The sequence below is a fragment of the Rhodococcus sp. LB1 genome (assembly GCF_001583455.1).
Taxonomy (GTDB): Bacteria; Actinomycetota; Actinomycetes; order Mycobacteriales; family Mycobacteriaceae; genus Rhodococcus_F; species Rhodococcus_F opacus.
The window spans coordinates 95,747-122,618 of the sequence record NZ_LTCZ01000441.1; the positions used below are offsets into that span (position 1 = coordinate 95,747).

Consider the following 26,872-nt stretch of genomic DNA (forward strand, 5'->3'; position numbering starts at 1 on the left):
CGGTGACAGAGGGTGGTTGGTGCCGAGCCGGACCCTGTAATTCGGAAATTCATGGTGTTCCGTCAGGGGCCGATTCAGAGCGACAGGTTGATGATGCAGGTCGGCACGGCGTTCGCTCGACGGCTGCGCGACCGCATAACCTGTCACGGTGAGTGAATCAGGCAGCGATCCAGGTCGGTCCCCCTCGGGGCTGCGTGCAGCGCGCCCGGCGGTTGCTCCCCCTCTCCGGGACGACCGGTTGAAATTGTTCGCCTTCACCACGGCGGAGAAGCGCGCGGAGTACTTGTGGGTGCTGCGGGCCTTCGACCACGCCCGCGCCAACTACGTCGTCCTGCTGCACGCCGCCGACGTCGCCCGCATTCTGGACGGCCTCGCCGGCGACGATCTGGCCGGACAACTCGGCGCCGGAGACGTCACTCCCCTACTCGAGCAACTGCACGTCTGGGAAGTGCTCGAACGCAGCTACGACGGAACACGCGCCGCGACGCTGGCCGAATACCGGAACCGGCACTTCGTCTATCAATTCAGCCAGGCCGGCTACCAGGTGTTCCGAGCAGTCGAGGACGCACTGGCGGCCCGGCTCGACGACGCGTCGCTGTCCCGGCTGGCACTGCCCGACCTCCTCGCCGACATGAACGACCTGGCCGCGGCGAACCGCGCGGCCGACAACGACCTGGTGTACCGGAAACTCAACCGTCTCGATGCGACGCTGTCGGACATGGCCGGACGCGCCGCCCAGTTCTACCTGACCCTGGGCGACCTCGTCCGCACCACGGAGATCACGCCGGAGACGTTCATGTCCCACAAGGACGCTCTCCTCACGCACATGCGCGAGTTCAGCTCCGACCTCTCGCGCTATGCACCGAAACTCGCGGCGGCGATCGCGCTCGTGGAAGACACCGGCGTCGAGACGATGGTGGCGCGAGCCGCCGCCAGCGACGAGCGGGTGTTCCTCAGCATCGAAGAGCGCGAAGCCGATTGGCGCGCGCGGTGGGCAGGCCTGACGCATTGGTTCGTCGGGAGCGAGGCCGGTCTCAGCGAGTCGGAACGCCTGCGCGAGGGCACGATGAGCGCCATCGCCGCCGTCCTGTCGCTGCTGCGCCGCGTCACCGAAACCCGCAAGGGTGGTGTCAGCAGGGAGAGCCAATTGCGCCACCTCGCAGGCTGGTTCGCCGCCACTCCGACCGAGGACGCCGCGCATGCGCTGTTCCGAGCCGTGTTCGACCTCGGGCGTCCGCGCCATCTGTCGATGGTGCATCCGGACGCCGACATCATTCCCGACACGCGGTCGTGGTGGGAGGCCCAGCCCGTGGAGATCTCCCGCACGCTCGCCGAGACGGGACGTCCCCCGTCGCCCGGCCTGCCCGCACGGGTGCAGCGCAATGAGGGCAGCGTGCGCCGCCTGCGGGAGGAACAGCTGACCGCACAACGACTTCGCGCCTCCGCCGCCCAGTCGCTCGCCCGGGGCGGAGTCTACGAGCGGGAACTCGACGAGGCCGAAACCGACGTGCTGCTGAGTTTGCTCAACGCCGCACTGACGGCGCGGGTACCGGTCAGCGGCCGCGTGAAGAGCAGCACAGGATCGGAGAACGGCGTGAAACTGACCCTCAGCCCGCACAGCGAATCGACGGTGGTGCGCACCGCCCGAGGACGTCTGCACCTCGACGGACTTCAGGTGAGCGTTCGGTGAAGGCGCGGGAGATCTCGCCGCTCGCCCTCGATTCGTATCAGCGCGCCGCCCGTGTCATCCTGTCGAATCACCTGGTGACACAGACCTATCCGGATCGCATCGCTCTTCCCCTGCTCCGCCGGTGGGCGACCGAACTACGCGACGATCTGATGACGCTCTTCGGGTACCGACTCGACGTCACCGAGACGACCGCCCGGCTGTTCACGGTGAGCGACCGACTCGACGCCGGGACGCCGGCCAAGACGGCCACCGACCGCACGTTCGACCGGTACCGCTACGCCTACCTCGCGTTGGCGCTGGCCGCGCTCGGCCGCGCCGGAAACCAGATCACCCTGTCCGAACTCGCCGATCACGTAGCCGCCGACGCCGCACAGGTCGACGGTGTGGATCTGTCCACGGAACGCGCGTCCGACCGGGACGCCTTCGTCGACGCCGTCGGCTGGCTCGCCGCCCGCGGCGCGATCGCACTCGCCGACGGTGACGCGGGAGGCTGGGCCGCCAATCCCGATGCAGGAGAAGCGCTGTACGACATCGACAGGTCCGTCGTCATCGCCCTGTTCCGGCCGCCGCGCGCACTACAGCATCTCCGGTCCATCCGCGGACTGCTTGCCGGTGCGGACTCCGTGACCGAGGACGACACCTCGGAGTTCGGGACGGCCCGGCCGGTGGACGTGAAGGAGACGGCGCGGCGAGTGCGGCGTGCCCTCGTCGAACGGCCCGTGGTCTACGCCGCCGACCTGGACGATGACGAACTGGTGCAACTCGCACTCCCCCGCACCGCAGCCGATGTCGAGTTGCTCACCGGACTGGTCGCGGAACGGCGGGAGGAGGGCGTCGCGATGATCGACTCCTCCGGACGTCTCTCCGACGTCCGGTTCCCCGGGACGGGAACGGTCGCGCAGGTCGCACTTCTGCTCGCCGGGGAGATCGCCGATCGCGTACTGGATCCCGATGCCCCGGAGACCGCCCGGATGCCGCTGCCGCGGGGCCGGTTCGACGACCTGATCGAACAGGTCGACAGCGCCATTCCGCAGTCCGGGATCTTCGACAGCCTCGCCGGCCACGACGGATTCGAGCCCGAAGACCCCGCCCCCGCGGACCGGCTGTTCCCGGTCGTCGAGGACGAGTGGATCGCCGGCACCGTCCGCACACTGACCGAACGGTTCGGGCGCACATTCGCCGCCGGGTGGCAGGCGGACCCCGACGGTCTGGGACGCGCGGCGCTGGCGCTGCTCGAGCGGCTACGCCTCACCGCGGCGGTACCGGGTGGTGTGCTCGCACTCCCGGCACTCGCCCGCTACCGGGGTGTGGTGGTCACGATCCGCGACCGCACACCCGAGATCGACCTGTTCCAGAGCTCAGCGAACGACAGCGAGGAAGTCACAGCATGACGAGTGCGCGTTTCCGGCCCACCCGCGCCGGGATCATCAACCTCTGGGACTACCGCGATCAGGAGTTCTCCTTCGCCGACGGTCGCCTCGTTCTCCGCGGTCCCAACGGATCCGGCAAGACGAAGGCCCTCGAAGTGCTGTTCCCGTTCGTATTCGACGGCAGGATCGAACCCCGGCGGCTCAATCCGTTCGCCGGCGAGGAACGCACCATGAAGTCGAACCTCCTGTACCGCGGGCAGGAGAGCGCGTACTCGTACGTCTGGATGGAATTCTGCCGCGGCGCGAAGGACGACCCCGAGGCCGTCACCGTGGGCATCGGCATGCGCGCCACCCGCACCAACGACAAAGTCACACGCTGGTACTTCGTGGCCGACGGTCGCGTCGGCGTCGACTTCTCCCTGCTCGGCAGCGACGACCGTCCGCTCACGAAGAAGCAACTGGGCGAACAGATCGGCACCGACTCCATCACCGACCGGCCGCTCGACTACCGCGCCGCCATCGACGCCCGAATGTTCGGGCTCGGCGTCCAGCGCTACGACCAGCTGATCAACCTCATCCTCACGCTCCGGCGACCTCAGCTCGCGAAGAACCTCGACCCCAAGGGACTGTCGCAGGCACTCACCGACGGTCTGCGACCGCTCGACGAGCAACTGGTCCTCGAGGCCGCCCGTTCGTTCAGCGACATGGAGGAGGTCGGCCGAGCGCTCGAGGGGCTGGCCGCGGCGGACCAGGCGGCACAGAGCTTCGTCGGCGTGTACGCGAAATACCTTCGCCAGCAGGCGCGTACGGACGTCGACCACCTCGCGACCCGCCTGGAGGCCGTCCGATCCGGTATCGCCGCCCTCCATGGGGCGGCAGCGGACCGGGCGCGCAGCCAGGAGAGCCGAGCGGCCGCAGAGGAACGCTTCACCGCCGCCGAACGCGCACTCGACCAGGCCAATGCCACCCTGGACGCGCTGAAGCGGTCGACGGCATACGAGGGACGGACACAACTCGACGACCTCGCGCAGGCCGTCTCGACACTCGAGAAATCGACCGAACTGCAGGCCGAGAAGGCACGCAAGGCCAAGGCGACCCTCGAACAGCGGGCCGAGGAACACGACAAGGCCGGTGACGCCGTCGCCCGCGCCGTCGAGGCGCTCACCCACGCCGAAGACGAACTTCACCTCGCCGCCGAGGACGCGGGAATCACCTGGACCGCACTCCCCGAGAACGCGCGCACCGACCAGCTGACCGCGGCGCTGCGCGGGCACACCGAAGAACGGGACGGCGACATCCGCGCGGTCCGGGCCGCACTCGCCACCGTCGAGAGGGCCGCCACCGAACGGACCAGGGCCGACGAGGCGGCACGCCGCGGCCAGGAGCAACTCGACACCGCGAAGGTGGCCGTTCTCGAAGCCGAGACGGCGGTCGAATCGGCCCGCAGCCGGTGCGCCACCGAACTCCGGTCCTGGTGGACGGAACAGTCGTCCCTCTACGCCGAGATCGACACGCCCGCTTCACTGTTCGAGGCCCTGGACACCGCCCTCGGCCTGATAGGCGACGACGACGCCGCCACCCTGTCGGAGACGCTGACCGAACAGACGACGGACGCCGTCGACGCGCTCCGGCTGCGTCGTCAGCAGTACGACCGCGACGTCGCCGCCGCCGAGGAGGCGATCGCCGAACACGAATCCGCCCGTGCGGCCATCGAATCCGAGCACGACGACGCCCCGCCGCTCTCGGCCGCCCGGCAGGACGCCCGGTCCCGGCTGACCGGTGCACCGCTGTGGCGTCTGGTCCGCTTCACCGACAGTGTCGACGCTGCCGCGGCGGCAGGAATCGAGGCCGCACTGCAGGCCGCGAATCTCCTCGACGGCTGGGTGCCCGTCGACGACGCACTCCCCGACGTCGAATCCGAACAGTTCCTCGTGGCCCTTCCGGCCGAGGATCGGCCCACCGGCAAGACCCTCGCCGACGTTCTCGAGGTCGAACAAGACACGGGCGTTCCCGACGATCGCGTGCGCGGGATCCTCGAATCCATCGCCCTCGAATCCCTCGACCTGCCCGAAGGTCCGGTCGGTGTCGCCGAAGACGGTGCGTACCGGCAGGGAATCCAGCGGGGACGCCACACGAAATCGGACGCCGAGTACATCGGAACCACCGCACGGGCCCGCAGGCGCGCCACCCGTATCGCCGAACTCGACAGGATCCTCGAGGAAACCCGGGCGACTCTCGACGAGACCCGTGCGGCCGCGGATGCGGCAGCGGCGCTGCTGTCGCGGACCACCGCGGCGGCGCAGGCCCTGCCCCGCACCGGATCGATCCTCACGGCGCTGAAGAAGGTCACCGAATCCGCCGGCGCACTCCGCAGCCGCTCCGACACGGCGACAGCGGTCGGTCGCGAACTCGACCAGGCCATCGCCGACCTGTCCGCGAAGGAGAAGCAGCTCCGGGTCACCGCGTCCACCCATCGGACTCCGCACGTCGCCCGGGAGATCGACTCGCTCGCCGCGGCCGTCCGGCATTTCGAGAAGCAGGGCGAGATGGTGCAGCGGTGCAGGCGCGAACACGCCAAGGAGGTGGAGCACACCCGCGAGTCCGAAGACCGACTGCACGAGGCGCGCGGCAGCGCGGAGGAGTTCGCGGAAGAAGCTGCCATCGCCGAAGAGGTTCTCGCGCAACAGGTCCAACGCCTCGAGACGCTGCGCGACACGCTGGGAGCGGGGGCCGAGCAGTTGGACCGGCAACTCGAGGAGGCGCACGCGCGGATCGAGGCGTGCAAGAAAGAGCAGCGCGACGCCCGCAAGGCGGACAAGGACGCGGGTGAGGCCATCGGTAAGGCCGAGGGCGCGTACAACACCGCCGTCCAGACGCTCCGGCTGGCGCTCACCGAAACGCACGCCGACGCCGCCCGCCTCGCGCCGTACGCCCGGCGCGACCTACTCGAACTCCTCGGCGTCGACGGCGGCCACACCTGGCCGGCGAGCTCGGCGGCGTGGATGAGTGCCGAACAGCTGGTGTATCGCATCCAGAACGCCGAAGGCGACACCCCGATCCTGCCGCCCGAAGTGGATGCGCTGTTCCACGCACTGGACGGCGCCACCGAATCGGTGCGGGTCAGCGACTCGGCGCGCAAGTCGACGCGCACCGCGCTCACCACCGCGCTGCAGGACTTCGACGCACAATTGGCGGCCGCCGGCCAGGACTACCGGTTGCAGTGGGACGCCCCGGACGGCGTGACCGTGGTGCAGGTGCAGGACGACGAGGGTTACTCGTCGATCGGCGAGTTCGCCGCCCGCATCGCGTCCGCTCGCTCCGATCAGGAACTGCTGCTCACCGAATCCGAGCGTCGCATCCTGGAGGACGCGCTGCTCACGGGTCTCGCACAGCAGATCCACGAACGGACCGTCGACGCCCGCGAACTCATCGCCAGGATGGGCACCGAGATGCGGGAGCGGCGGATGTCGTCCGGCAACACCATCGGTGTCCACTGGGTGCTCGCCGACAACCTCGACGACAGTGCGAAGGCGATCTCCAAACTGCTCGAGCGCGACACCTCGGCGCTGGGGCCGGACGAGCTCGCCACGATGCGCGCCCACTTCGCCCACCAGATCAGGACCGCCCGCGCCGCGCACCCGGAGCGTTCGTACCCGGAGATCCTGGCGTCCGCCCTCGACTACCGGCGGTGGCGGGTGTTCTCGTTCACCCTGATCAGCGGCAACGGCAACGAGGACCGGCTGACCGTCGCCCGGCACAGCGCACTCTCCGGCGGCGAGCAGTCCGTCTCGCTGCACCTGCCGTTGTTCGCCGCAGCGCACGTCATGCTCGATTCGGCAGACCCCCATGCACCGCGACTGCTGGCGCTGGACGAGGCGTTCGCCGGCGTCGACGACAACGGCCGCGCCGAACTGCTCGGCCTCAGCGTGCAATTCGACCTCGACCTGTTCATGACCGGGTTCGACCTGTGGATCACGTACGGCGGCGTGCCGGGGTGTGCGCACTACGATCTGGCGCACTCGACGGCCGAGCAGAGTGTCAGCGCCACGCTGCTCGTGTGGTCGGATGGCGAACTGCTCGCCGAACACGACGGCACCGACCTGGCGCAGGCGCTCGGTTCGCCCCTGCGCCGGCGCGTCCCGACGCCCGCGGAGGGTGCCTTCGAGTTNNGGTTGAGAAGTACTCACGGGCGCCGGAGGCGCACACCGAGCAGGGCGTCCACGGCGGCGGCGAATTCGCCCGGCGCGCTCGTGTCCGAGCCACCGTTGTCGAGGGCGCGACGGGCCCAGCCGTCGAGGGCGTCGAGCGCCTTCGGGGTGTCGAGATCGTCCGCGAGATGCTGGCGCAGCCGGGCGATCGTGTCGGTGGCCGACTGCGCGGACTCGAGTGCGGCGGCGTCCTTCCACAGCTTCAGCCGGGTGTGGGCGTCGGCGAGAACCTGCTCGGTCCACGGACGGTCCTGCCGGTAGTGCCCGGACAGCAGTCCGAGGCGGATGGCGGCCGGGTCGACCCCCTCGCCGCGCAGCTTCGACACGAACACGAGGTTGCCGCGGCTCTTCGACATCTTCTCGCCGTCGAGACCGATCATGCCGGTGTGCACGTAGTGGCGGGCGAAGCGACGGTCGCCCGTGGCCGACTCGGCGTGCGCCGCGGAGTACTCGTGGTGCGGGAAGATCAGGTCGCTGCCGCCGCCCTGCACGTCGAAACCCGAGCCGATGCGGTTGAGGGCGATGGCCGAACACTCGATGTGCCAGCCGGGGCGCCCTGGGCCGAACGGCGACGGCCAGGACGGTTCGCCCGGGCGAACCGCACGCCACACCAGGGCGTCGAGGGGATCTTCCTTGCCGGGGCGGTCAGGGTCACCGCCGCGTTCGGCGAAGAACTTGTCCATCGTCTCGCGGTCGTAGCCGGACTCGTACCCGAACTGCTCCGTCGCTTTGGCGCGGAAGTAGACATCGGGGAACTCGGGGTCGTCGACGACGTAGGCGGCGCCGGACGCGACGAACTTCTCGACCATCTCGATCACTTCGCCGATCGACTCCACCGCGCCGATGTAGTCGCGCGGGGGCAGCACCCGGAGGGCTTCCATGTCTTCGCGGAACAGCGCGGTCTCGCGCATGCCGAGGACGACCCAGTCCTCGCCGTCGCGGTTTGCGCGCTCGAACAGCGGGTCGTCGACGTCGGTGACGTTCTGGACGTAGTGCACGTCGTGCCCGGCGTCACGCCAGATCCGGTTCACCAGGTCGAACGTCAGGTATGTGGCCGCGTGACCGAGGTGAGTGGCGTCGTAGGGGGTGATACCGCACACGTACATCGTGGCCGTGCGCCCGGGAGTGACGGGACGAACCTGCCGGTCAGCGGTGTCGAACAACCGCAGCGGAGGCCCCTGGCCTGGAACGGACGGGACAGCGGTTTCGGACCAAGACTGCATGACAGCGAGCCTAGTGGACCCGCGTTTCCGCCTCGGAGGGAGCCGCCGCCCGCAGGCCGCTGATCGGGTCCGTCAGAACGCGGGCCACGGGATGGGCCGATGACCGTTCGGCCGGGGCATCACCGGCGCCGCGAGGAGGTCCACGGCACGTTCGTACAGGGCGGCGACCTCGTCGGACGTGATGTGCTCACCCAGGCGCGTACCGAAGTCGCCCTCGAGCGAGGAGATCAGTTCGGCGATGTCGACGACGAGGGCACCCGGCACCTCCGTCCCGGCCCACCCCCACAACACGGTCCGCAGCTTGTTCTCCGTGTGCAGGCAGATGCCGTGGTCGACGCCGTAGACGGAACCGTCGAGCCCCTCGAGTGCGTGGCCGCCCTTGCGGTCGGCGTTGTTGATCAGCACGTCGAGAACCGCCATCCGCTGCAGCCGCGGGTCGTCGGCGTGGATGAGCGCGACCGGTTCGCCGTCCATGTCGGTGGCGCGCAGGATCTCGAACCACCCCTCGGGGACGGCGTCGGGGGCGCAGATGTCGACGAGGTCGAGACCGCCGGGGTCGTCGGCGTGCCGGTCGGGGGTGTCGACCCACCGCTGCACCATCCCCGGGCCGAACGGACCGTCCCGCAAGAGAGTGCGGGGAATCACACCCCATCCGAGCTGCTCGGACACGAGGTACGACGCGTATTCACGTCCGGCGAGCGTGCCGTCCGGGAAGTCCCACAACGGACGCTCCCCGCGGACCGGCTTGTACACGCAGCGGACGGTGTTCTCGCCCTCGACCGCGTCGCACACCAGGGTGGCGTTACTGGCGTGGGTGATCTGGCCGATGAGGGTCAGCTCGCCGGACTCCAGAGGATCGGACTCCTCGGCAGTCAACCGTCAGTCCTCCTCGTCCATCTCCGGGGTGAGGCCGAAGCTCTGGCCGCGGCGGTACCCGTTGGTCCGGATGCAGATGTGCCCCTCCGGGGCCAGCGGCTCACCGCACAGCGGGCACGGCGCGCGCCCGGCGGCGATGACCCGCTCGGACCGCAACGAGAAGTCCCGCGCCTGCAACGGGGTGAGGAACACGCGCACGGCGTCCGGTCCGTCCTCGGAGTCGTCGAGTACGACGGACTCGTCGAACTCCGTTTCGCTGACGGCGAGCAGTTCCACCACGACGGCTCCGGCGTCCGCGTCCCACCCCAGGCCCATCGTGCCGACCCGGAACTCGGCGTCGATCGGGGTGACGAGGGGGCTCGCGTCGTCGAGTTCGGCCCCCTCCGGGGGAACCTCCGTCCCGAACCGGCGGTGCACTTCCTCGAGGAGGAGCCCCATCCGGTCGGCCAGTACCTGGACCTGCTGTTTCTCCAGCAGGACGCTGATCACTCGCGCCTCGTGTACTGCCTGGAGATAGAACGACCTGTCGCCGGGCTCACCCACCGTCCCGGCAATGAATCGGTCAGGAGTGCGGAATACGTGAATTGCGCGTGACATTGCACCTCCTTCAGCTGGAGCCGGGCCCTACTGCGGCGCTGCCCACTCGTTGTTCCGTCTCGGACTGTTCCTCGCAGCATGTTGCGTTCATTATCCGTCAATCGTCACCAGCGGGGTCCGCCTAATACTCACAGGCGGACCTCCCCGCCGGGCACCGATCCGGATACTTCGGCGCGGGCGCCGTCTCCGGACACCGGTGGCGTGTTCACTCCGGACAGATCGGCCCCGGTGTCGTTCATCTTCAGCACGTACGGACGGGTGGAGGTGTACCGGACGACGCTGATCGAGGCCGGCTCGGCGACGATCCGTTGGAATCCGTCGAGGTGCGCGCCGAGAGCGTCCGCGAGGACCGACTTGATGACGTCGCCGTGCGAGCACGCCACCCACACGACGTCGCGGCCGTGCAGTTCCGCGAGCCGCGCGTCGTGCTCGCGGACCGCGGCGACGGCGCGCGCCTGGACCTGCGCCAGACCTTCCCCTCCCGGGAACACCGCGGCCGACGCGTGCTGCTGCACGATCTTCCACAGCGGTTCCTCGAGCAGGACCTTCAGCTCGCGACCCGTCCACTCGCCGTAGTCGACCTCGACCAGCCGATGTTCCACCACGGGGGTCAGGCCCCGGGCCCGGGCGAGCGGTTCCACGGTCTGCTCGCACCGCAGGAGCGGCGAATGCACGATCTCCTCGATCGCCACGTCGGCGAGCCGGGACACGATGGCCTGCGCCTGCTCGCGGCCGCGGTCGTCGAGTTCGACTCCCGGTGACCGGCCGGCAAGCGTGTGTGCAGTGTTCGAGGTCGACCGCCCGTGGCGCAGCAGCACAACTGTCATTGGCCCAGCCTAGTGTCGTGCACTCCCCGGCCGCCCGATCTCAGGTGGCCGACACGACGCCGGTCGAGAGAAGCGACAGGACGATCACGCCGAGGATGATGCGGTAGCCGACGAACCAGTACATCGAGTGGTCGACGACGAAACGGAGCAGCCACGCGATCGACGCGTAGCCGATGGCGAACGCGATCGCGGTGGCGACGAGGAGCTGCGGGCCGCTCGCGTTGAGACCTTCACCGGCCGGTTCGAAGGCGTCCGGCAGGCTGAACAGCCCGGACGCGACGACCGCGGGGATCGCGAGAAGGAAGGAGTAGCGCGCCGCGGCTTCGCGGGTGAGTCCGAGGAACAGGCCGGCGCTGATCGTGCCGCCCGACCGCGAGACGCCCGGGATCAGGGCGAGCGCCTGGGCCGAACCCATGATGATGCCGTCCTTGGCGCGCAGGTCCTCGACGGGACGCACCTTCCGCCCGTAGTACTCGGCCGCCGCGATGACCAACGCGAACACGATCAGCATGGTGGCGATCAGCCACAGGTTGCGGGCACCGGTGCGGATCTGGTCCTTGAACAGGAAGCCGAGCACACCCACCGGGATCGTGCCGATGATCACATACCAGCCCATCCGGTAGTCGAGGTCACCGCGATGCTCGGGGTGAAACAGTCCCCGGAACCACCCGGCGATGATTCGTCCGATGTCGCGGGCGAAGTAGATGAGCACCGCGGCTTCCGTGCCGAGCTGGGTGACGGCGGTGAAGGACGCACCGGCGTCGTCTCCGAAGAAGACCTCCGACACGATCCGGAGATGGCCGGACGAGGAGATCGGCAGGAACTCGGTCAATCCCTGGACGGCACCGAGGACAATCGCCTGGAGCCAGGACATCGCCTCGCCCATCACTCACCGGTCCCGAGGTCGAATGTGCCGCTCTGACGCCAATTTCCCATGTCGCGTTCGTAATTCACCGGCGCCACGGTACCGGGGAGGGTGACCTCCGGCAGAATCCGGCGTGGCAGGACCCCTGCCACGCGATACCCCACTACTCTGCACCTGTGGTGGCCGGTTCCGGGGGGCACCAGCATCTTCGGGGGCGACGCCGGGGTTGCAGCTACGGTACGAGACGCAGGCGGTTATGGAACAGAGATCGGTCGGAGCAAGCGGGTTGCGAGTGTCACGGCTCGGCCTGGGCACGCTCACGTGGGGTCGGGACACGGACGGCGACGAGGCGGCGGCGCAGATCGCGGCGTTCGTCGATGCGGGCGGAACGCTCGTCGACACCTCGCCCGCGTACGGCGACGGTGTGGCGCAGCGGATCCTGGCGGAACTGCTCGACGACGTGGTGCCGCGAACGGAACTCGTCCTGAGCTCGAGTTCCGGGATCAACCCGTCGGGTCCCTCGCGGATCGACTGCTCGCGACGGGGTCTCGTCGCCCAGCTCGACGCCACCCTGCGCGAGCTCGGCACCGACTACCTGGACATGTGGCAGGTCGCCACGTGGGATCCGTTCACGCCGGTCGACGAGGTCGCCGCCACACTCGATTTCGCGGTGGCGAGCGGCCGGGTCCGGTATGTCGGGGCGCGGGGTTACCTCGGGTGGCAGCTGGCCACCGCGGCAGGCGCGTCCCGCGGCACCACGCTCGTCGCCACCCAGGTGGAGTACTCGCTGCTCGCCCGGGGAGTCGAGGAAGAACTCGTTCCGGCCGCGGTGCATCACGGGATCGGTGTGTTCGCTGCCGTGCCGCTCGCCCGCGGGGTCCTGACCGGCAAATACCGCAACGGCATCCCCGTCGATTCACGCGGTGCCGACGACGCGCACGCGCAGGACGTCCAGAGTTACCTGACCGACTCCTCCGTCCGGGTGGTCGACGCGGTCGTGACCGCGGCCGACGGGCTCGGCACCTCCCCGCTGGCCGTCGCGCTCGCGTGGGCGCGCGACCGTCCGGGTGTCGCGAGCGCGGTCGTCGGGGCCAGAGACATTGCACAGCTGACCGGTGTGCTCGTTGCCGAGGAACTGGAGTTGCCCGCCGCGATCGCGGCGGCGCTCGACGACGTCAGCGCCTAGCGTGTACAGGAGCCGGCAGACGTGCACCTGCAGTTCACGTGCAGGGCAGGCTAACCTGGTGCTCACCGGCCGACGCCCGTAGATCTGCAGGAGAGTCCATGACCACGCTGAACGAGGCCGACGCGGCCGATCGCCAAACCGTCGGCTTCGCCGAGCGCATCAAGGCCGGGACGGACGCCGCTCACCGGGAGACCGAGCAGTCCCGGTTCGTCGGGGCCCTCCTCGCCGGTGAACTCACCTCGGACGGCTACGCCGAACTGCTCGCGCAGACCTACCTCGTCTACCGCGAACTCGAGGACGCCGGGCGCACCCACACCGGCAACCCCGTCGCGTCGCCGTTTCTGCACGACGAACTGCTGCGGGTTCCGTCGCTGGAAGCGGATCTCGAATTCCTGCGCGGGCCGTCGTGGCGCGAGACGGTGTCCGCGCTGCCCGCCACCACCCGCTACGTGGAGCGGCTCCGCGAGGTGGCGTACGAGTGGCCCGCCGGTTTCGTTGCGCACCACTACATCCGGTACATGGGAGACCTGTCGGGTGGGCAGATCATCCGGCGCATGCTCGAACGCGCCTACGGGTACACCACCGACGGCCTGCAGTTCTACATCTTCGGCGAGATCCCGAAACCGAAGGTGTTCAAGGACACCTACCGCGCGAAACTCGACGCCGCGCCCCTGACTCCGGAGGACCAGCAACGGGTGATCGACGAGGTCAACCTTGCCTACCGTCTCAACGGCGACCTGTTCGCCGCCCTCGAAGCGGACATCGACCGGTACCTCGCACGATGAGATCGGTGTTCCGGACCCGCACGGACAGGTCGCTGTTCGCCGTCCTCGTCCTGCTTCTCGTGTCCGCGGTGGGGGTGTCGGCCTGCGCTTCCGGCGCCGGTGACAGCGCCGGCGGCACCGGCGGTGCGCGCACGGCGGTCCTCGACGACCTGAATCCCGAACCTCTCGCGTCCCCCGCCACGCCGGTGCTGCCCGTCACGGTCCGCAGTTTCGACGGGGTGGACGTGACGATCACGGACGCGAGCCGGATCGTGACCGCGGACCGCTACGGAACGCTCACCGAGACGGTCTTCGCGCTCGGACTCGGCGACAACGTGGTGGGCCGGGACATCGCCTCCGAGTTCCCGGCCGCACAGGACGTGCCGGTGGTGACCCCGGGCGGGCAGTCCCTCAACGCCGAGGCCATCCTCGACCTGGCTCCGACGGTGATCCTCACCGACACCAGCATCGGACCGCAGGCCGTGCAGGATCAGCTGCGGACCGCCGGTGTTCCGGTCGTCTTCTTCGATCCGACGCGGACCCTCGAGGGTGTGCCCGGCCAGATCACGGCGGTGGCGAATGCGCTCGGTGTGCCCGAGCAGGGCCGCGAACTCGCGGCCCGCACCGAGAGTGAGATCGCGGCCGCCCGGAGTCGCGCCCCGCAGGGCGACGAGCCGCTGAAGATCGCGTTCCTCTATCTGCGCGGCACCGCGATCACCATGATCGGCGGTCCGGGGTCGGGTGCCGACTCGCTGATCGACGCGCTCGGCGCCGTCGACGCGGGCACCGCATCGGGCATCACGCAGCAGTTCGCGCCGATCACCAGCGAGGCCCTGATCGCCGCCGCCCCCGACGTCCTCCTGATGATGACGGGCGGGCTCGAATCGATCGGCGGCATCGAGGGACTCGAGAAGATCCCCGGCGTGGCGCAGACTCCGGCGGGCAAGAACCGGCGCGTCGTGGACATGCAGGACGGGGTGCTGCTCAGCTTCGGCCCCAACACGGGCCGTGTTCTCGGCGCGTTGGCCGACGCCGTCTACCCGACCGCCAATCCATGACCGTCGAAGACCTCCGCGCTCCGGGTAAGCCTTCCTCACGTACTCGAACCGGTGCCGTCCTCGGCGGCCTGCTGATCGCCCTCGTTGTCGCCGCCGTTTTCTCGGCCTGCATCGGACAGGTGCCGACCGGACCCGGAGAGGTTCTCGGCAGCATCCTGCACCGCATCGGCCTGGATCTCGGACCGATGCCCGCGCACCCCAGCGGTGAGGTGACGCTGTGGGAGGTCCGGTTCCCGCGGGTGGTCCTCGCCATCCTGGTCGGGGCGGCGCTCGGATGCGCGGGTGCGCTGCTGCAGGGGGTGTTCGCCAACCCGCTCGCCGAACCGGGTGTCATCGGGGTGTCGGCCGGCGCCGCGGTCGGCGCCAGCGCCGCCATCGTGGTCGGCGGCGCGTTCGCGGCCGGGTGGACGGTGGCCGCGGCCGCCTTCGTCGCCGGACTGATCACCACCGTCGCCGTCTACGTCCTCTCCCGGCACGAGGGCCGCACCGAGGTGGTCACCCTCGTCCTCACCGGTGTGGCGGTCAACGCGTTCGCCGGCGGCCTCATCGCCTTCTTCACGTTCGTCGCGTCCCCTGCGGCGCGCGATCAGATCGTCTTCTGGCAACTCGGCAGCCTCAACGGGGCCACCTGGAACGCGGTCGCGGTGGTGGCGCCGATGACTGTCGCCGGGATCGCCGCCACGATGATGATCGCTGGGAAACTCGACCTGCTGTCCCTCGGCGAGAGCGCGGCCCGGCACCTCGGCCTCGACGTCGAGCGGCTGCGTCAGATCGCCGTGCTGATCGTCGCCCTGCTCGTCTCGTCCAGCGTCGCCTTCACCGGCATCATCCTGTTCGTCGGACTGGTGGTCCCGCACCTGATGCGCATCGCCGTCGGGCCCGGCCACCGGGCCCTGATTCCGGCGAGCGCGCTGTGCGGCTCGCTCGTGCTGCTCCTCGCCGACCTGGGCGCCCGATCGCTCGTGGCGAACGCGGACCTCCCGCTCGGCATGCTGACAGCCCTCGTCGGCGGGCCGTTCTTCTTCTGGTTGCTGCGCCGCACCCGGGCCAGCCAGGGCGGGTGGGCATGAGTCCGGCATCCCGCCCTCTCCGCACCCGCATCGGCGAAGCCATCGAGCAGAGCCTGTTCCGACGGACCGACCCGATGCCCCCGCCGCGCTCCTCGGGGGCCGTGACGCTGCGGGCGGTCGGCATCGCGGTCACCCGCGGGGGCAGGCCCGTGCTCGAGGACGTCTCCGTGGACGTGCGGATCGGGGAGGTCCTCGTTCTCGTCGGCCCCAACGGGGCGGGCAAGTCGACGCTCCTCGCGGCGCTGTCGGGCGATCAGGACGTGCATTCGGGAACCGTGCACCTCGACGACCGGACCCTCGGCGACTGGACGACGCTCGAGATGGCTCAGCGCCGGGCGGTCCTCCCCCAGCAGAACACGGTCGGATTCTCGTTCACCGCCCGTCAGGTGATCACGATGGGCCGCTCACCGTGGGCACGCACACCCCGCTCCGACGACGACGCCGCCGCGATCGCCGAGGCCATGCGGATCTGCGACGTCGTGGCGTTCGCCGACCGGCCGTTCACGGCGTTGTCGGGTGGCGAACGTGCGCGGGTGGCACTGGCGCGGGTGCTGGCGCAGCGCACCGAGACGATCCTGCTCGACGAGCCCACTGCCGCCCTCGACCTCGGCCACCAGGAGACCGTGATGCGTCTCGCCCGCTCCCGTGCGGAGCAGGGCACCGCGGTGGTGGTCGTCCTCCACGACCTCGCGCTCGCCGCCGCGTACGCGGACCGGATCGTGGTCCTCGAGCAGGGACGTGTCGCCGCCGACGGGCCTCCCGCCGACGTCCTGTCCGAGGACCTGCTGACCCGGGTGTACGGGCACCCCGTCGAGGTCATCGAGCACCCGGTGACCGGTGCGACCCTCGTCCTCCCCCGCCGCGATCAGCGCTAGACCGCGGGATTCACAGCCCGTCGATGACCGCCCCGAGACGGCTGAGCACCGCACGCACGGTGATCCCGTCCTCCGGCCCTGCCACGTGCGAATCGGGATCGGACACGGCATCTCTCACGACGGCGACGATGCTGCGTTCATCGGTCAGGTCGATCTCCCGGACCGAGCGCCGCGCCGACGCCACGATGTCGTCCGGAGCCGGAACCTCGGTTTCGACGTCGGCGCGGTAGACCTCGACGTGCATCGTGCTCTTGCGCACCCGGAATGCGTAGGAGTTACCTTCTGCGGTCCGGCCGAAGCCGTGTGCGTGCGGTCCTACCGAGATGTCTTCGACGGTGAACGTGGGTGTTTCGGGTATTTCCACGGTCTTCTCCTCGATGACCTGGGCCGGCGATCGGGAAACCGCCGGGCGCGGGGTCGATGTTTCTCACGGTATCGCCTCGGCACCCGCTCGGCACCGACCGCGTTCGTGGGCGTTTCGCGGATCAGGGATGCTTGTGGGCAGTTGTGCAGGTGTAGGTCGATGAGAGAACCCCGAGGAGCAGCACATGGGTAGACCGGGAGCGCGCGTCGTCGCCTCGTGTATCGGAGTGGCATTTCTACTGGTCACGGGTTGTTCGTCGAACTCCGACGAGGATCAGGCGATCACGATCGCGCCCGCGAGTGCCGCACAGTCCCCGGCCCAGAACACCACGCCCGCCGGTGTCGTCCACCCGGTCGGCCTGCCGATCGAATCCACCACATTCGACACCGAGACCCGCACGACCGTCGTCCTGGGCGGCGAAGGCAACCAGATCCTGCTGTTCCCGGCCGGCGATTTCACGGCGCCTCCACGGGTGATTCCGCTGGACGACACCGTCGCCCAGGTCTCCCTCGCCCCCGGTGGTGTGGCGTTACTCGCCATGAACACGCAGGTAGGACGCCTGGACCTGCGCACGGGCGAGCTGACGTTCGTCCCGGCCGACGGCGACGTCCGGTCGGTCGCCCAACTGCCCGACGGGCGGCTGGCGATGGGCCTGGGCAATGGCGAGATTCACATCGTGAACACCGAGACGAACGAGTCACAGGTGATCGGCGGCCTCACATCCGTCGACGGGCTTGCCGTCGTCGGCGACTCGCTCACCGCGCTCGACCGTGGTCAGACGTCCGTCACCGCCATCGACGTCCCCGCTGCCGCGCTCGGTGTCGCGCTGCGCGCCGGGGAAGGCGCGACGCAGCTCACGACCGATCACTACGGACGGATCCTCGTCACCGACACCACCGGCGACGAACTGCTCGCCTACACCACCGACACACTGATGCTCCGCCAGCGGTTCCCCGCCGGGCTCGCGCCGTACGCCGTCGCTTACGACGACACCGCCGACCGGGCGTGGGTCACGCTGACCGAGACCAACGAAGTGGTGGGATTCGACCTGTCGAGCGGTGTCGGCGTGGAAACGGCACGGTATCCCACCGTCCGGCAGCCGAACTCTGTCACTGTGGATACCGTGAACGGTGACCTCCTGATCGGTTCCGCGACGGGAGACGGCCTGCAGCAGATCCCGACGAGGAGTTCGTAGATGGCATCGCATTCACGTCGACTCCCCTCCGGGTGGGAGATCGAATCCGAGGACTTCGAGTACGTGCCGCTCCGGCTGCCACCCGATGTCACCCGTATCAGCGCTTCGATGAGGTTGGCCATCCAGGCGGAGTTCGGTGGCTGGGAGCTGTCCCGAGTCCGCCTGTACTCCGACGGAAGCCGCCGTGTGCTGCTCAAACGAAGGAAGACCGCTCATCATGTCCCCGACCCCGCAATCTAGGGAGACCTCTTTGTACCACCTGCTCTTACGGGTGATGTTCCGCGTTCCTCCGGAGCGGATTCATCACCTGGCCTTCGCTGCGATGCGCCTGGTCACGCGGTTCTCACCGCTGCGTCAGCTCGTCGGCAAGGTTCTCGTCGTGGACGATCCGGTACTGCGGAACACCGTGTTCGGACTCGACTTCCCGGCACCGCTCGGACTGGCCGCCGGGTTCGACAAGGATGCGACCGGCGTCGACGCGTGGGGTCCCCTCGGCTTCGGGTTCGCCGAGGTGGGCACCGTCACCGCCCAGGCCCAGCCCGGCAACCCGGCTCCCCGCCTGTTCCGGCTGCCCGCGGACCGCGCCCTGATCAACCGGATGGGTTTCAACAACCACGGCGCAGGCAATGCCGCCAACCACCTCCGTCAGCGCCGGGCCGGTGTCCCGATCGGCGCGAACATCGGCAAGACCAAGATCGTCGACGCCGCGGACGCTCCGGCCGATTACACGGCGAGCGCGCAACTTCTGGGCCCGCTGGCCGATTTCATGGTGGTCAACGTCAGCTCACCGAACACCCCGGGACTGCGGGACCTGCAGGCCGTCGAATCTCTCCGGCCTCTCCTGCGTGCCGTTCTCGACTGCGTGACCGTCCCGGTTCTGGTGAAGATCGCCCCCGACCTGTCCGACGACGACGTCGACGCGGTCGCGGATCTCACGCTCGAACTCGGCCTGGCCGGCATCGTCGCGACCAACACCACCATCCGCCGAGACGGGCTGAACACCCCGGACGACGAGGTGTCCGCGATCGGCGCGGGCGGGTTGTCGGGACCTCCGGTCGCCGAACGATCCCTCGAGGTCCTCCGCCGCCTGCACGCGCGGGTAGGTGATCGCCTGGTGCTGATCTCCGTCGGCGGCATCGAGACGGTCGACCAGGCGTGGGAACGGATCCTGGCCGGGGCGTCTCTCGTGCAGGGTTACACCGGCTTCATCTACGGCGGGCCGTTCTGGGCTCGCCGCATCCACAAGGGGCTGGCCCGGAAGGTGCGCGAGGCCGGCTACTCCTCCGTCGCCGATGCGGTCGGCGCCGGCGCCGTGCGCTGACACGGACCGTACAAGGACCGGTGGCCGGCGAATCCCGAGGATTCGCCGGCCACCCGTGTCTTCCTTCAGCTACCGAGCTACTGCTCGTACGTCCCCTGGATCTTCGCGCGAGCGATCGCATGCGAGAACAGGTTGAAACCCAGGAACGCCGGCGTCGAGTCGGCCGTGACCCCGTCGAGAGTCTCCACGTCGAGCGCGTGGACCACGAAGATGTAGCGGTGCGGTCCGTGCCCTTCCGGCGGGGCCGCGCCGAGGAAACGACGCAATCCGGCGTCGTTCTTCAGCGTGATCGCACCGCTCGGGAGCCCGGTTCCGTCGTCGTCGCCTGCGCCGCTCACCAGCGTGGTCGTGTCGGCCGGAATGTTGGCGACCGCCCAGTGCCAGAATCCGGACGCCGTCGGCGCGTCGGGGTCGTACACCGTCACCGCGAAGCTCTTGGTCTCGGCGGGGAACCCCGACCACGACAGCTGCGGTGAGTTGTCGTAGCCGCCGGCGCCGAAGATTCCGCTGACCTGGTCCTTGTTCAGCGGCTGTCCGTCGGTGACGTCGGTGGAGGTCAGCTCGAAACTCGGCAGGTCGGGAAGTGCCTCGTACGGGTCGTGTGACATGCGGTTCCTCTCTTGTCGCGTATCGGTTCTCGGATCAGCTGTGGAGCAGAAAATGTTCCAGCACGCGTGTACCGAACAGTAGTGCGTCGACCGGCACCCGTTCGTCGACACCGTGGAACAGCGCGCTGAAATCCAGGTCGGCGGGCAGCTGCAGCGGAGCGAACCCGAAGCACCGGATGCCGAGCTTCGCGAACGCCTTGGCGTCGGTGCCACCCGACAGCATGTAGGGCACGGTCCGGGCACCGGGATCGTGCGCGAGGATCGCGTCGTTCATGGCGTCCACGAGGTGCCCGTCGAACGTGGTCTCGTAGGAGTCGAGCTTCGTGATCCATTCGCGCTGGACGTCCGGCCCGATGAGCTCGTCGACCGCCGCCTCGAACTCCGCCTGCCTGCCGGGCAGGATCCGGCAGTCGACGACGGCCTCGGCGGTCTGCGGGATGACGTTGGCCTTGTAGCCGGCCGAGAGCATGGTCGGGTTCGCGGTGTCGCGGAGGGTGGCGCCGATGATGTTGGCGATGGTGCCGAGTTTCGCGAGGGTGCCGTCGAGGTCGGGCGACTTCGGGTCGAAGTCGAGTCCGGTCTCCTCACCCGCCGCTTCGAGGAATTCGGCCACCGAATCGGAGATGACCAACGGGAACGTGTGCGCGCCCAGCCGGGCGACCGCCTGCGCCAGGATGGTGACGGCGTTGTCGGTGTGCAGGAACGAGCCGTGCCCGGCGCGGCCCTTGGCCGTCAGCCGCATCCATCCGAGACCCTTCTCGGCGGTCTCGACGAGATAGAGCCTGCGGTCGGTGCCGTCCGGTCGCGGAACGGTAAGGGAGAAACCGCCGACCTCACCGACCGCCTCCGTGACACCCTCGAACAGATCGGGCCGATTCTCGACGAGCCACTGGCAGCCGTACTTGCCACCGGCCTCCTCGTCGGCGACGAAGGCGAACACGAGGTCGCGGGGAGGAACGATCCCCTCGGCCTTGAACTGGCGGGCGACCGCCAGGATCATCCCGACCATGTCCTTCATGTCGACGGCGCCGCGACCCCACACGTAACCGTCCTCGACGGCTCCGGAGAACGGGTGCACGCGCCAGTCGGCGGGCTCGGCGGGAACGACGTCGAGGTGGCCGTGCAGCATGAGGGCGCCGCGGTCGGGGTTCGAGCCCTTCAGCCGGGCGAACACGTTGCCGCGGCCCGGTGCACCCGACTCCACGTACTCGGTCTCGTAGCCCACTTCCTGCAGCTGGGCCGCTACCCACTCCGCACACTCGCGTTCGCCCTTCGTCGTGGCGAGCTCTCCGGTGTTGGACGTGTCGAAGCGGATCAGTGAACTGACGAGATCCACGACTTCGGCTTCGGCGCGACCCTGGCCTGGGGTTTCCTGTGTAGTTGGCACTCCACTTTCCTACCACCGGAACAGCGGAAACGCTCAGGTGAGAGGGGCGATTTGGGCCGTGGCGGTTCATCGGTTAATCTTTTGCAGCACCCAGGAAATGGGGGCAAGCAAGTCCGAGTGGCGGAATGGCAGACGCGCTAGCTTGAGGTGCTAGTGTCCTATTAACGGACGTGGGGGTTCAAGTCCCCCCTCGGACACTCTGAGTTGAGACAGACGAAAAGGCCCCGGTTCATCGAACCGGGGCCTTCTTCGTGAGAGGGCGAAGTTCGATGGGTGAAACAACGACGACGATCGATCCGGCGGATCTCGAGATCTGCCTGAAGGTTCTCGATCAGGCGGCGGAACTCGACGATGCGGATCCCCACTCCGTCACGGTCCAGCGCGCCGTCGGTCACCTCTTCAAGAAGTTGAAGAAACGCAGGCGGCTCGCGGCCCGCGACGCCGTCTCCGAGGCCGACCGTCAGGTCGTCGCCGCCACCGCGACAGGTTCCCCCGATCGGATCGACGACGAGACCGCGGGCATCCCGCTCACGTCGAACGCCGAGGGCGCATCCGCGGGCACCCTCATCCGGCCCCGCCCGTGCTACATCTGCAAGCAGCGCTACACCCGGGTCGACGCCTTCTACCACCAGCTGTGCCCCGACTGCGCGGCCAGGAGCCGCGCCAAGCGGGACGCGCGCGCCGACCTCACCGGCCGCCGGGCGCTGCTGACCGGCGGTCGCGCCAAGATCGGCATGTACATCGCCCTGCGTTTGCTCCGCGACGGAGCCCACACGACGATCACGACACGTTTCCCCAACGACGCCATCCGCCGGTTCAAGGCGATGGAGGACAGCAGCGAGTGGATCCACCGGCTGCGCGTCGTCGGTATCGATCTGCGCGACCCGGCGCAAGTCGTCGCGCTGGCCGACTCCGTTGCCGCGCAGGGCCCGCTGGACATCCTGATCAACAACGCCGCGCAGACGGTGCGGCGCTCCCCCGGCGCCTACAGCGCGCTGGCGGATGCCGAGTCCGGGGCCCTTCCCTCCGGCGACCTGCCCGACGTCCTGACGTTCGGCAAGACGAGCGACGCCCACCCGGCGGCACTCGCCGGTTCGCTGTCCGACGTGTCCGCGATGGCAGGTGCCGCATTGTCCCCCGACGCGGTGAGCTCGCTCGCACTGGTCGCGAAGTCGGCATCCCCCGATCGCATCGACCAGGGTCTCGCGATCGACGCCGGCGGACTCCTGCCCGACCTCGCGCACACGAACAGCTGGGTCCAGACGGTCGAGGAAGTCGACCCGATCGAGCTGCTCGAGGTGCAGTTGTGCAACTCGGTCGCCCCGTTCATCCTCGTGTCCCGACTGCGGCCCGCGATGGCGGCGGCAGGCGCCCGCCGCAAGTACGTGGTGAACGTCTCCGCGATGGAGGGCCAGTTCAGCCGCGCCTACAAGGGTCCGGGGCATCCGCACACCAACATGGCGAAGGCCGCGCTGAACATGCTCACCCGCACCAGCGCCAAGGAGATGCTCGAGGACGGCATCCTCATGACCGCGGTGGACACCGGGTGGATCACCGACGAGCGGCCGCATTACACCAAGATGCGGCTGGCCGACGAGGGCTTCCACGCCCCTCTCGACCTGGTCGACGGCGCTGCCCGTGTCTACGACCCCATCGTCCAGGGCGAGCAGGGCGTCGATCTGCACGGCTGCTTCCTGAAGGACTACGAGCCCTCACCCTGGTGATCGAGCACCGCTCGGATCCACCTACGAGAGCATCGACACAGCCGGAGCACACTCCGACACGGGGATAATAGGGGTCGTACCGATACCTGCACATGGAGGCGCTTCATGGCGATAGCCGTTGTCCACCGAGACAGCCCGGAAGGCCGGGCGGCCATCGTCCACGCCGCCCGCGAGGCTGTGCAACGACGGGAACAGCTGCTCGTCCTCCACGTCCTCGACGACGACCCCGGGCAGGACGCCGAGTCCGACCGGTCCGCCCTGCGCGCCGAGATTCAGGCCACGCTCGAGAGTGGCGGGGTCGGCGAGTCGTCGTGGGAGCTGCGCACCAACGAGCACGACGGTGATCAGGTGAGCGCACTGCGCGCACTGGTCGACAGCAGCGGTGCGGATCTGCTCGTCGTGGGGACCCGGCGCATGTCCCCGATCGGCAAGTTCCTCCTGGAACGATGGCTGCAGCGCCTCCTCCTCGAGGTCGACATTCCGATCCTGGTGGTCAAGGAAGACGTGCGCGGCACCGCCTGAGCCCGTTACCCGGCGGACCCGGCCGGGCGACGCCTACGATGGCGTATGGGGGAAATTCGGATGTCAGGGGTGCATCGATGGGGAGCGTCTTCTACGAGGTCGTCGCCGACGCCACTGCCGTCGCACACCTGATCTTCATCCTCTACGTCGTCTGCGGCGGGTTTCTCGCCTGGCGCTGGCCGCGCACCATCGCCCTCCACCTCGCTGCGGTCGCCTGGGGGTTCACCGGCCTCCTCGTCGGCATCGACTGCCCGCTGACCCACCTGGAGAGCTGGGCCCGGGTCCGCGCCGGGCAGGACCCACTCCCCTCGTCCGGGTTCATCTCCCACTACCTCACCGGGGTCGTCTACCCGGAATCCGCCGCGGGAGCGATCCAAACTCTCGTCGCGCTCGGCGTCGTCACCTCGTGGGTCGGCTACGTCGTCCTGCGGCTCCGCACCCGGATACCCCTCACACCCACCCACCCCGGCGGTACCGGCGTCTGATCTCGCGCTTCCCTACCGACGAGTAGGGTCGTGTCATGACAGACAGCGCACGTGAATTGGATCTCGTCGTCTACGGGGCCACCGGCTTCGTCGGCACACTTCTCGCCGACTATCTCGCACAGCACGCCCCGGACGGCGTGCGGATCGCGCTCGCGGGGCGGACAGCCGCAAAACTCGAAGCGGTGCGGTCCTCGCTCGGTCCGCGCGCGGCGCAATGGCCCCTCATCGTCGCGAACTCCGACGACGCCGCGTCGCTCGCAGCCCTGGCGGGACGCACCCGGGTGGTCGCGACGACGGTCGGGCCGTACGCCAAGTACGGACACGCCCTCGCGTCGGCGTGCGCCGAGGCGGGCACCGACTACGTCGACCTCACCGGAGAGGTGCTGTTCGCCCGCGAGAGCATCGACGCCAACCACGATCGGGCCCGCGAGACCGGCGCCCGGATCGTCCACTCCTGCGGGTTCGACTCCATTCCGTCCGACCTCGGGGTGCACGTCCTGCACGAGAAGGTCCGGGAGGACGGCGCCGGCGAACTCACCGACACCACCCTGGTGGTCACGTCCGTGCGCGGCGGCGTCAGCGGCGGCACGATCGATTCGCTGCGCACACAGGTGGACGTGTCGAAGAAGAATCCGGCGTCGCGGCATCTCGCGGCGTCGCCGTACTCGCTGAGCCCCGACCGATCGAAGGAACCGGACCTCGGCAAGCAGTCCGACATGAGCGTGGTCAACGGCGAGGACATCGCACCCGGCCTGAAGGGGTGGAAGGCCCCCTTCTTCATGGGTCCCTACAACACCCGGGTCGTGCGGCGCAGCAACGCGCTCCGTGACTGGGCCTACGGTCGGGAGTTCAAGTACCGCGAGGTCATGAACGTCGGAAGCTCCCCGATCACACCGGTGATCGCGGGTGCGGTGGCGGCCGGCCTCGGCGGGTTGATCGTCGGAATGGCCCTCCCGCCCACCCGGTACGTCCTCGACCGCGTTCTGCCCTCACCGGGCGACGGCCCCAGCGAAGAGGCGCAGCGCAAGGGCCACTTCACCATCGACGTGTACACGACCACCACCACGGGCGCGCGCTACACGTCGCGAGTGAAGGCGAAGGGCGATCCCGGATACAGCGCCACCGCGGTGATGCTCGGCGAATCCGCGCTGAGCCTCGTCCTCGGCGGCGATGCACTGCCGGATTCGGCCGGCGTCCTCACCCCCGCGACGGCACTCGGCGACGTCCTGGTGACACGGCTGCGCGACGCGGGCTTCGAGATCTCTGCGCGAAAACTGTGAGCGGTTGGGCGCGTGTGAAGATGACACGCGCCCACCCCTCCCGCTAGTGTCGAACCTTGTGCGCGGACGGCCGCGCACGCGATGAGAGATGTGGGAGTTCGAGTGAACGGCACGAGCGCGCAGGCAGGCCCCGCGGCCTCGCTCGCCCTCATGCCCTTCTGGCCCTCCCGCCGAGGCCACGCCTTCGACCAGGGATGTTGCTGACCAGCCTGCTCGCTGGTCTTTGCTGCCCTGACGGTTCGCTCTCTCGGTCGGAGTCTCGATGTTCAAGCTCTTGATTTTCACGCTGGTCGGCGTGGGTGCCCAGCTGGTCGACGGCGCTCTCGGCATGGCCTTCGGCGTGACTGCGACCACCCTGCTCGTGTTCAGCGGCGTCGGACCGGCACACGCCAGCGCAGCAGTGCATTTCGCCGAGGTCGGTACGACGCTCGCCTCCGGTGCGTCGCACTGGCGGTTCCGCAATATCGACTGGGCCCTCGTCCTGCGCCTGGGCGTCCCCGGCGCCATCGGCGCGTTCCTCGGTGCGACGGTGCTGTCCCAGTTGTCGACGGCCGCCGCCGTCCCCGTGACGTCGACGATCCTGCTGGCGATCGGTGTCTACGTCCTGCTCCGCTTCTCGATCCGCCCTCCCGCCGTCAACGACGCCCGGACGTCGCCGCACACGGCGAAGTTCCTGTCACCGCTCGGACTGTTCGGTGGATTCATCGACGCGAGCGGCGGCGGCGGCTGGGGGCCGATCACCACCAGCACGCTGCTCTCGCGCGGCAAGACCGCACCGCGCACCGTCATCGGTTCGGTCAGCGCGTCGGAGTTCCTGGTGTCCGCCGCGGCCAGCATCGGGTTCATCTTCGGTCTCGGCAGCGACTTCTTCGACAACATCCCCATCATCGCTGGGCTGGCTCTCGGCGGCATCATCGCCGCACCGCTCGCCGCCTGGCTCGTCAGCCGGGTGCCCGCGACCCTCCTGGGAACCGGTGTCGGCGGCATCATCATCATCACCAACGCGCAGAAGCTGTTCAAGACGTTCGACGTCACCGGCGTCGCCGCCACCCTCGGGTACCTCGCTCTCGTTGCGGTGTGGGCCGGACTGCTGGTCGTCGCCTGGCGTCGCTCGCGTCTCAGCGCGGCAGAGGCCGCAGGCGATCTGCACCGGATCGACGCCGAGAACGACACGCCCGTCGAGTCGGAAGCCCCGTCCCTCGAGCCGTCCACCGGCGAGAAGGCCTGACCTCACCTCCCGCCCTTACCTCGGGGCGAACCTCCGCAGGACATCCGACCACACCGCATCCTTACCAGCGGGTAACATTGGGTGCGGTTCATGGCACCCGTCCGGTGCTCCAAGTGCGGAACAGTGAGGCATTTCATGACTGAGCGTGT

General features: G+C 69.0%; 23 protein-coding genes, 1 tRNA gene and 1 pseudogene. 17 read left to right on the forward strand and 8 right to left on the reverse strand.

Features of this window, described 5'->3' with window-relative positions; translation table 11 throughout:
• The first annotated feature begins 238 nt into the window (after positions 1–238).
• The 3 genes and pseudogenes from AZG88_RS47940 to AZG88_RS47950 all read left to right on the forward strand — a co-directional run.
• A complete protein-coding gene (locus AZG88_RS47940) occupies positions 239–1,690 on the forward strand; it encodes a TIGR02677 family protein (RefSeq protein ID WP_061701486.1) in 1,452 nt (483 codons plus the stop codon).
• Positions 1,687–3,081: a TIGR02678 family protein gene (locus AZG88_RS47945; RefSeq protein WP_005243054.1), complete on the forward strand. Its 1,395-nt coding sequence runs from the start codon at positions 1,687–1,689 to the stop codon at positions 3,079–3,081. Before AZG88_RS47940 ends, AZG88_RS47945 begins: the two co-directional genes overlap by 4 nt.
• Positions 3,078–7,226: pseudogene (locus AZG88_RS47950) on the forward strand (TIGR02680 family protein); the annotation flags it as partial. The gene AZG88_RS47945 and the pseudogene AZG88_RS47950, both read left to right, overlap by 4 nt.
• A 17-nt stretch (positions 7,227–7,243) precedes the next feature.
• On the opposite strand, the gene mshC reads toward AZG88_RS47950, so the two are convergent.
• The 5 genes from mshC to AZG88_RS47975 all read right to left on the reverse strand — a co-directional run bounded on the left by mshC (position 7,244) and on the right by AZG88_RS47975 (position 11,677).
• Entirely contained in the window at positions 7,244–8,491 is a 1,248-nt protein-coding gene (mshC, locus tag AZG88_RS47955) for a cysteine--1-D-myo-inosityl 2-amino-2-deoxy-alpha-D-glucopyranoside ligase (protein ID WP_061701487.1), read from the reverse strand.
• Positions 8,492–8,563: 72 nt separating this feature from the next.
• Positions 8,564–9,367, reverse strand: a complete 804-nt coding sequence (locus AZG88_RS47960; protein ID WP_061046075.1) for an SCO1664 family protein — start codon at positions 9,365–9,367, stop codon at positions 8,564–8,566.
• A 3-nt stretch (positions 9,368–9,370) separates the two neighbouring features.
• Positions 9,371–9,964, reverse strand: coding sequence for a DUF3090 domain-containing protein (locus AZG88_RS47965; RefSeq protein WP_005243068.1), 594 nt, complete (start codon positions 9,962–9,964; stop codon positions 9,371–9,373).
• Positions 9,965–10,092: 128 nt separating this feature from the next.
• Positions 10,093–10,791, reverse strand: coding sequence for a histidine phosphatase family protein (locus AZG88_RS47970; protein WP_061701488.1), 699 nt, complete (start codon positions 10,789–10,791; stop codon positions 10,093–10,095).
• A 40-nt stretch (positions 10,792–10,831) separates the two neighbouring features.
• Complete coding sequence (locus AZG88_RS47975; protein ID WP_005243071.1) at positions 10,832–11,677, reverse strand: undecaprenyl-diphosphate phosphatase; 846 nt, start codon at positions 11,675–11,677, stop codon at positions 10,832–10,834.
• A gap of 235 nt (positions 11,678–11,912) precedes the next feature.
• On the opposite strand from AZG88_RS47975, the gene AZG88_RS47985 reads away from it, so the two are divergent.
• From AZG88_RS47985 to AZG88_RS48005, 5 genes are all read left to right on the forward strand, one after another.
• Positions 11,913–12,842 (forward strand): aldo/keto reductase, encoded by a 930-nt coding sequence (locus tag AZG88_RS47985; RefSeq protein WP_025432822.1) that lies wholly within the window; start codon positions 11,913–11,915, stop codon positions 12,840–12,842.
• Positions 12,843–12,940: 98 nt separating this feature from the next.
• Positions 12,941–13,627 (forward strand): biliverdin-producing heme oxygenase, encoded by a 687-nt coding sequence (locus AZG88_RS47990; protein ID WP_061046077.1) that lies wholly within the window; start codon positions 12,941–12,943, stop codon positions 13,625–13,627.
• Complete coding sequence (locus AZG88_RS47995) at positions 13,624–14,664, forward strand: heme/hemin ABC transporter substrate-binding protein (protein WP_061046078.1); 1,041 nt, start codon at positions 13,624–13,626, stop codon at positions 14,662–14,664. The genes AZG88_RS47990 and AZG88_RS47995 overlap by 4 nt, the downstream gene beginning before the upstream one ends.
• On the forward strand, positions 14,661–15,734 hold the full coding sequence (locus tag AZG88_RS48000) for a FecCD family ABC transporter permease (protein WP_061046079.1): 1,074 nt from the start codon (positions 14,661–14,663) through the stop codon (positions 15,732–15,734). The genes AZG88_RS47995 and AZG88_RS48000 overlap by 4 nt, the downstream gene beginning before the upstream one ends.
• On the forward strand, positions 15,731–16,609 hold the full coding sequence (locus AZG88_RS48005) for a heme ABC transporter ATP-binding protein (RefSeq protein ID WP_061046087.1): 879 nt from the start codon (positions 15,731–15,733) through the stop codon (positions 16,607–16,609). Before AZG88_RS48000 ends, AZG88_RS48005 begins: the two co-directional genes overlap by 4 nt.
• Positions 16,610–16,619: 10 nt before the next feature.
• Here the strand turns inward: AZG88_RS48005 and AZG88_RS48010 are convergent, their stop codons facing one another.
• The gene (locus AZG88_RS48010) at positions 16,620–16,973 is read right to left on the reverse strand and encodes a hypothetical protein (protein ID WP_005243085.1); all 354 of its coding nucleotides are present in this window, start codon (positions 16,971–16,973) and stop codon (positions 16,620–16,622) included.
• Between the two features lie 184 nt (positions 16,974–17,157).
• Between AZG88_RS48010 and AZG88_RS48015 the strand changes: the two genes are divergently transcribed.
• The 3 genes from AZG88_RS48015 to AZG88_RS48025 are packed head-to-tail and all read left to right on the forward strand — an operon-like array spanning position 17,158 to position 19,489.
• Positions 17,158–18,168, forward strand: coding sequence for a YncE family protein (locus AZG88_RS48015; RefSeq protein ID WP_005243086.1), 1,011 nt, complete (start codon positions 17,158–17,160; stop codon positions 18,166–18,168).
• The gene (locus tag AZG88_RS48020) at positions 18,169–18,408 is read left to right on the forward strand and encodes a DUF5703 family protein (RefSeq protein WP_005243088.1); all 240 of its coding nucleotides are present in this window, start codon (positions 18,169–18,171) and stop codon (positions 18,406–18,408) included.
• Positions 18,409–18,418: 10 nt separating this feature from the next.
• The gene (locus AZG88_RS48025; protein ID WP_061046080.1) at positions 18,419–19,489 is read left to right on the forward strand and encodes a quinone-dependent dihydroorotate dehydrogenase; all 1,071 of its coding nucleotides are present in this window, start codon (positions 18,419–18,421) and stop codon (positions 19,487–19,489) included.
• Between the two features lie 77 nt (positions 19,490–19,566).
• Here AZG88_RS48025 and AZG88_RS48030 read toward each other — a convergent pair whose 3' ends face one another.
• Together AZG88_RS48030 and AZG88_RS48035 are read right to left on the reverse strand one after the other, a co-directional pair.
• Entirely contained in the window at positions 19,567–20,097 is a 531-nt protein-coding gene (locus AZG88_RS48030) for a YbhB/YbcL family Raf kinase inhibitor-like protein (protein WP_061701489.1), read from the reverse strand.
• A 34-nt stretch (positions 20,098–20,131) separates the two neighbouring features.
• A complete protein-coding gene (locus AZG88_RS48035; RefSeq protein ID WP_005243094.1) occupies positions 20,132–21,484 on the reverse strand; it encodes a M20/M25/M40 family metallo-hydrolase in 1,353 nt (450 codons plus the stop codon).
• A 111-nt stretch (positions 21,485–21,595) separates the two neighbouring features.
• On the opposite strand from AZG88_RS48035, the gene AZG88_RS48040 reads away from it, so the two are divergent.
• From AZG88_RS48040 to AZG88_RS48065, 6 genes are all read left to right on the forward strand, one after another.
• Positions 21,596–21,681, forward strand: a tRNA-Leu gene (locus AZG88_RS48040).
• Positions 21,682–21,753: 72 nt separating this feature from the next.
• Positions 21,754–23,208, forward strand: coding sequence for an SDR family oxidoreductase (locus AZG88_RS48045; protein ID WP_061701490.1), 1,455 nt, complete (start codon positions 21,754–21,756; stop codon positions 23,206–23,208).
• 105 nt (positions 23,209–23,313) lie between these two features.
• Complete coding sequence (locus AZG88_RS48050; RefSeq protein ID WP_005243098.1) at positions 23,314–23,730, forward strand: universal stress protein; 417 nt, start codon at positions 23,314–23,316, stop codon at positions 23,728–23,730.
• A 77-nt stretch (positions 23,731–23,807) separates the two neighbouring features.
• Positions 23,808–24,215 carry a DUF2784 domain-containing protein gene (locus tag AZG88_RS48055; protein ID WP_061701491.1) on the forward strand — a complete coding sequence of 136 codons (408 nt, stop codon included), beginning with the start codon at positions 23,808–23,810 and terminating at the stop codon, positions 24,213–24,215.
• A gap of 35 nt (positions 24,216–24,250) precedes the next feature.
• Entirely contained in the window at positions 24,251–25,495 is a 1,245-nt protein-coding gene (locus AZG88_RS48060; protein ID WP_005243103.1) for a saccharopine dehydrogenase family protein, read from the forward strand.
• 262 nt (positions 25,496–25,757) lie between these two features.
• Positions 25,758–26,723, forward strand: a complete 966-nt coding sequence (locus AZG88_RS48065) for a sulfite exporter TauE/SafE family protein (RefSeq protein ID WP_005243104.1) — start codon at positions 25,758–25,760, stop codon at positions 26,721–26,723.
• Positions 26,724–26,872: the final 149 nt, after the last annotated feature.

Coding starts and splice junctions, on each gene's coding strand:
- mshC (WP_061701487.1), bottom strand. CDS start 8,491: ATGCAGTCTTGGTCCGAAACCGCTGTCCCGTCCGTTCCAGGCCAGGGG.
- AZG88_RS47965 (WP_005243068.1), bottom strand. CDS start 9,964: ATGTCACGCGCAATTCACGTATTCCGCACTCCTGACCGATTCATTGCC.
- AZG88_RS47970 (WP_061701488.1), bottom strand. CDS start 10,791: ATGACAGTTGTGCTGCTGCGCCACGGGCGGTCGACCTCGAACACTGCA.
- AZG88_RS47975 (WP_005243071.1), bottom strand. CDS start 11,677: ATGGGCGAGGCGATGTCCTGGCTCCAGGCGATTGTCCTCGGTGCCGTC.
- AZG88_RS47985 (WP_025432822.1), top strand. CDS start 11,913: ATGGAACAGAGATCGGTCGGAGCAAGCGGGTTGCGAGTGTCACGGCTC.
- AZG88_RS47990 (WP_061046077.1), top strand. CDS start 12,941: ATGACCACGCTGAACGAGGCCGACGCGGCCGATCGCCAAACCGTCGGC.
- AZG88_RS47995 (WP_061046078.1), top strand. CDS start 13,624: ATGAGATCGGTGTTCCGGACCCGCACGGACAGGTCGCTGTTCGCCGTC.
- AZG88_RS48000 (WP_061046079.1), top strand. CDS start 14,661: ATGACCGTCGAAGACCTCCGCGCTCCGGGTAAGCCTTCCTCACGTACT.
- AZG88_RS48005 (WP_061046087.1), top strand. CDS start 15,731: ATGAGTCCGGCATCCCGCCCTCTCCGCACCCGCATCGGCGAAGCCATC.
- AZG88_RS48015 (WP_005243086.1), top strand. CDS start 17,158: ATGGGTAGACCGGGAGCGCGCGTCGTCGCCTCGTGTATCGGAGTGGCA.
- AZG88_RS48020 (WP_005243088.1), top strand. CDS start 18,169: ATGGCATCGCATTCACGTCGACTCCCCTCCGGGTGGGAGATCGAATCC.
- AZG88_RS48030 (WP_061701489.1), bottom strand. CDS start 20,097: ATGTCACACGACCCGTACGAGGCACTTCCCGACCTGCCGAGTTTCGAG.
- AZG88_RS48045 (WP_061701490.1), top strand. CDS start 21,754: ATGGGTGAAACAACGACGACGATCGATCCGGCGGATCTCGAGATCTGC.
- AZG88_RS48050 (WP_005243098.1), top strand. CDS start 23,314: ATGGCGATAGCCGTTGTCCACCGAGACAGCCCGGAAGGCCGGGCGGCC.
- AZG88_RS48055 (WP_061701491.1), top strand. CDS start 23,808: ATGGGGAGCGTCTTCTACGAGGTCGTCGCCGACGCCACTGCCGTCGCA.
- AZG88_RS48060 (WP_005243103.1), top strand. CDS start 24,251: ATGACAGACAGCGCACGTGAATTGGATCTCGTCGTCTACGGGGCCACC.
- AZG88_RS48065 (WP_005243104.1), top strand. CDS start 25,758: ATGTTCAAGCTCTTGATTTTCACGCTGGTCGGCGTGGGTGCCCAGCTG.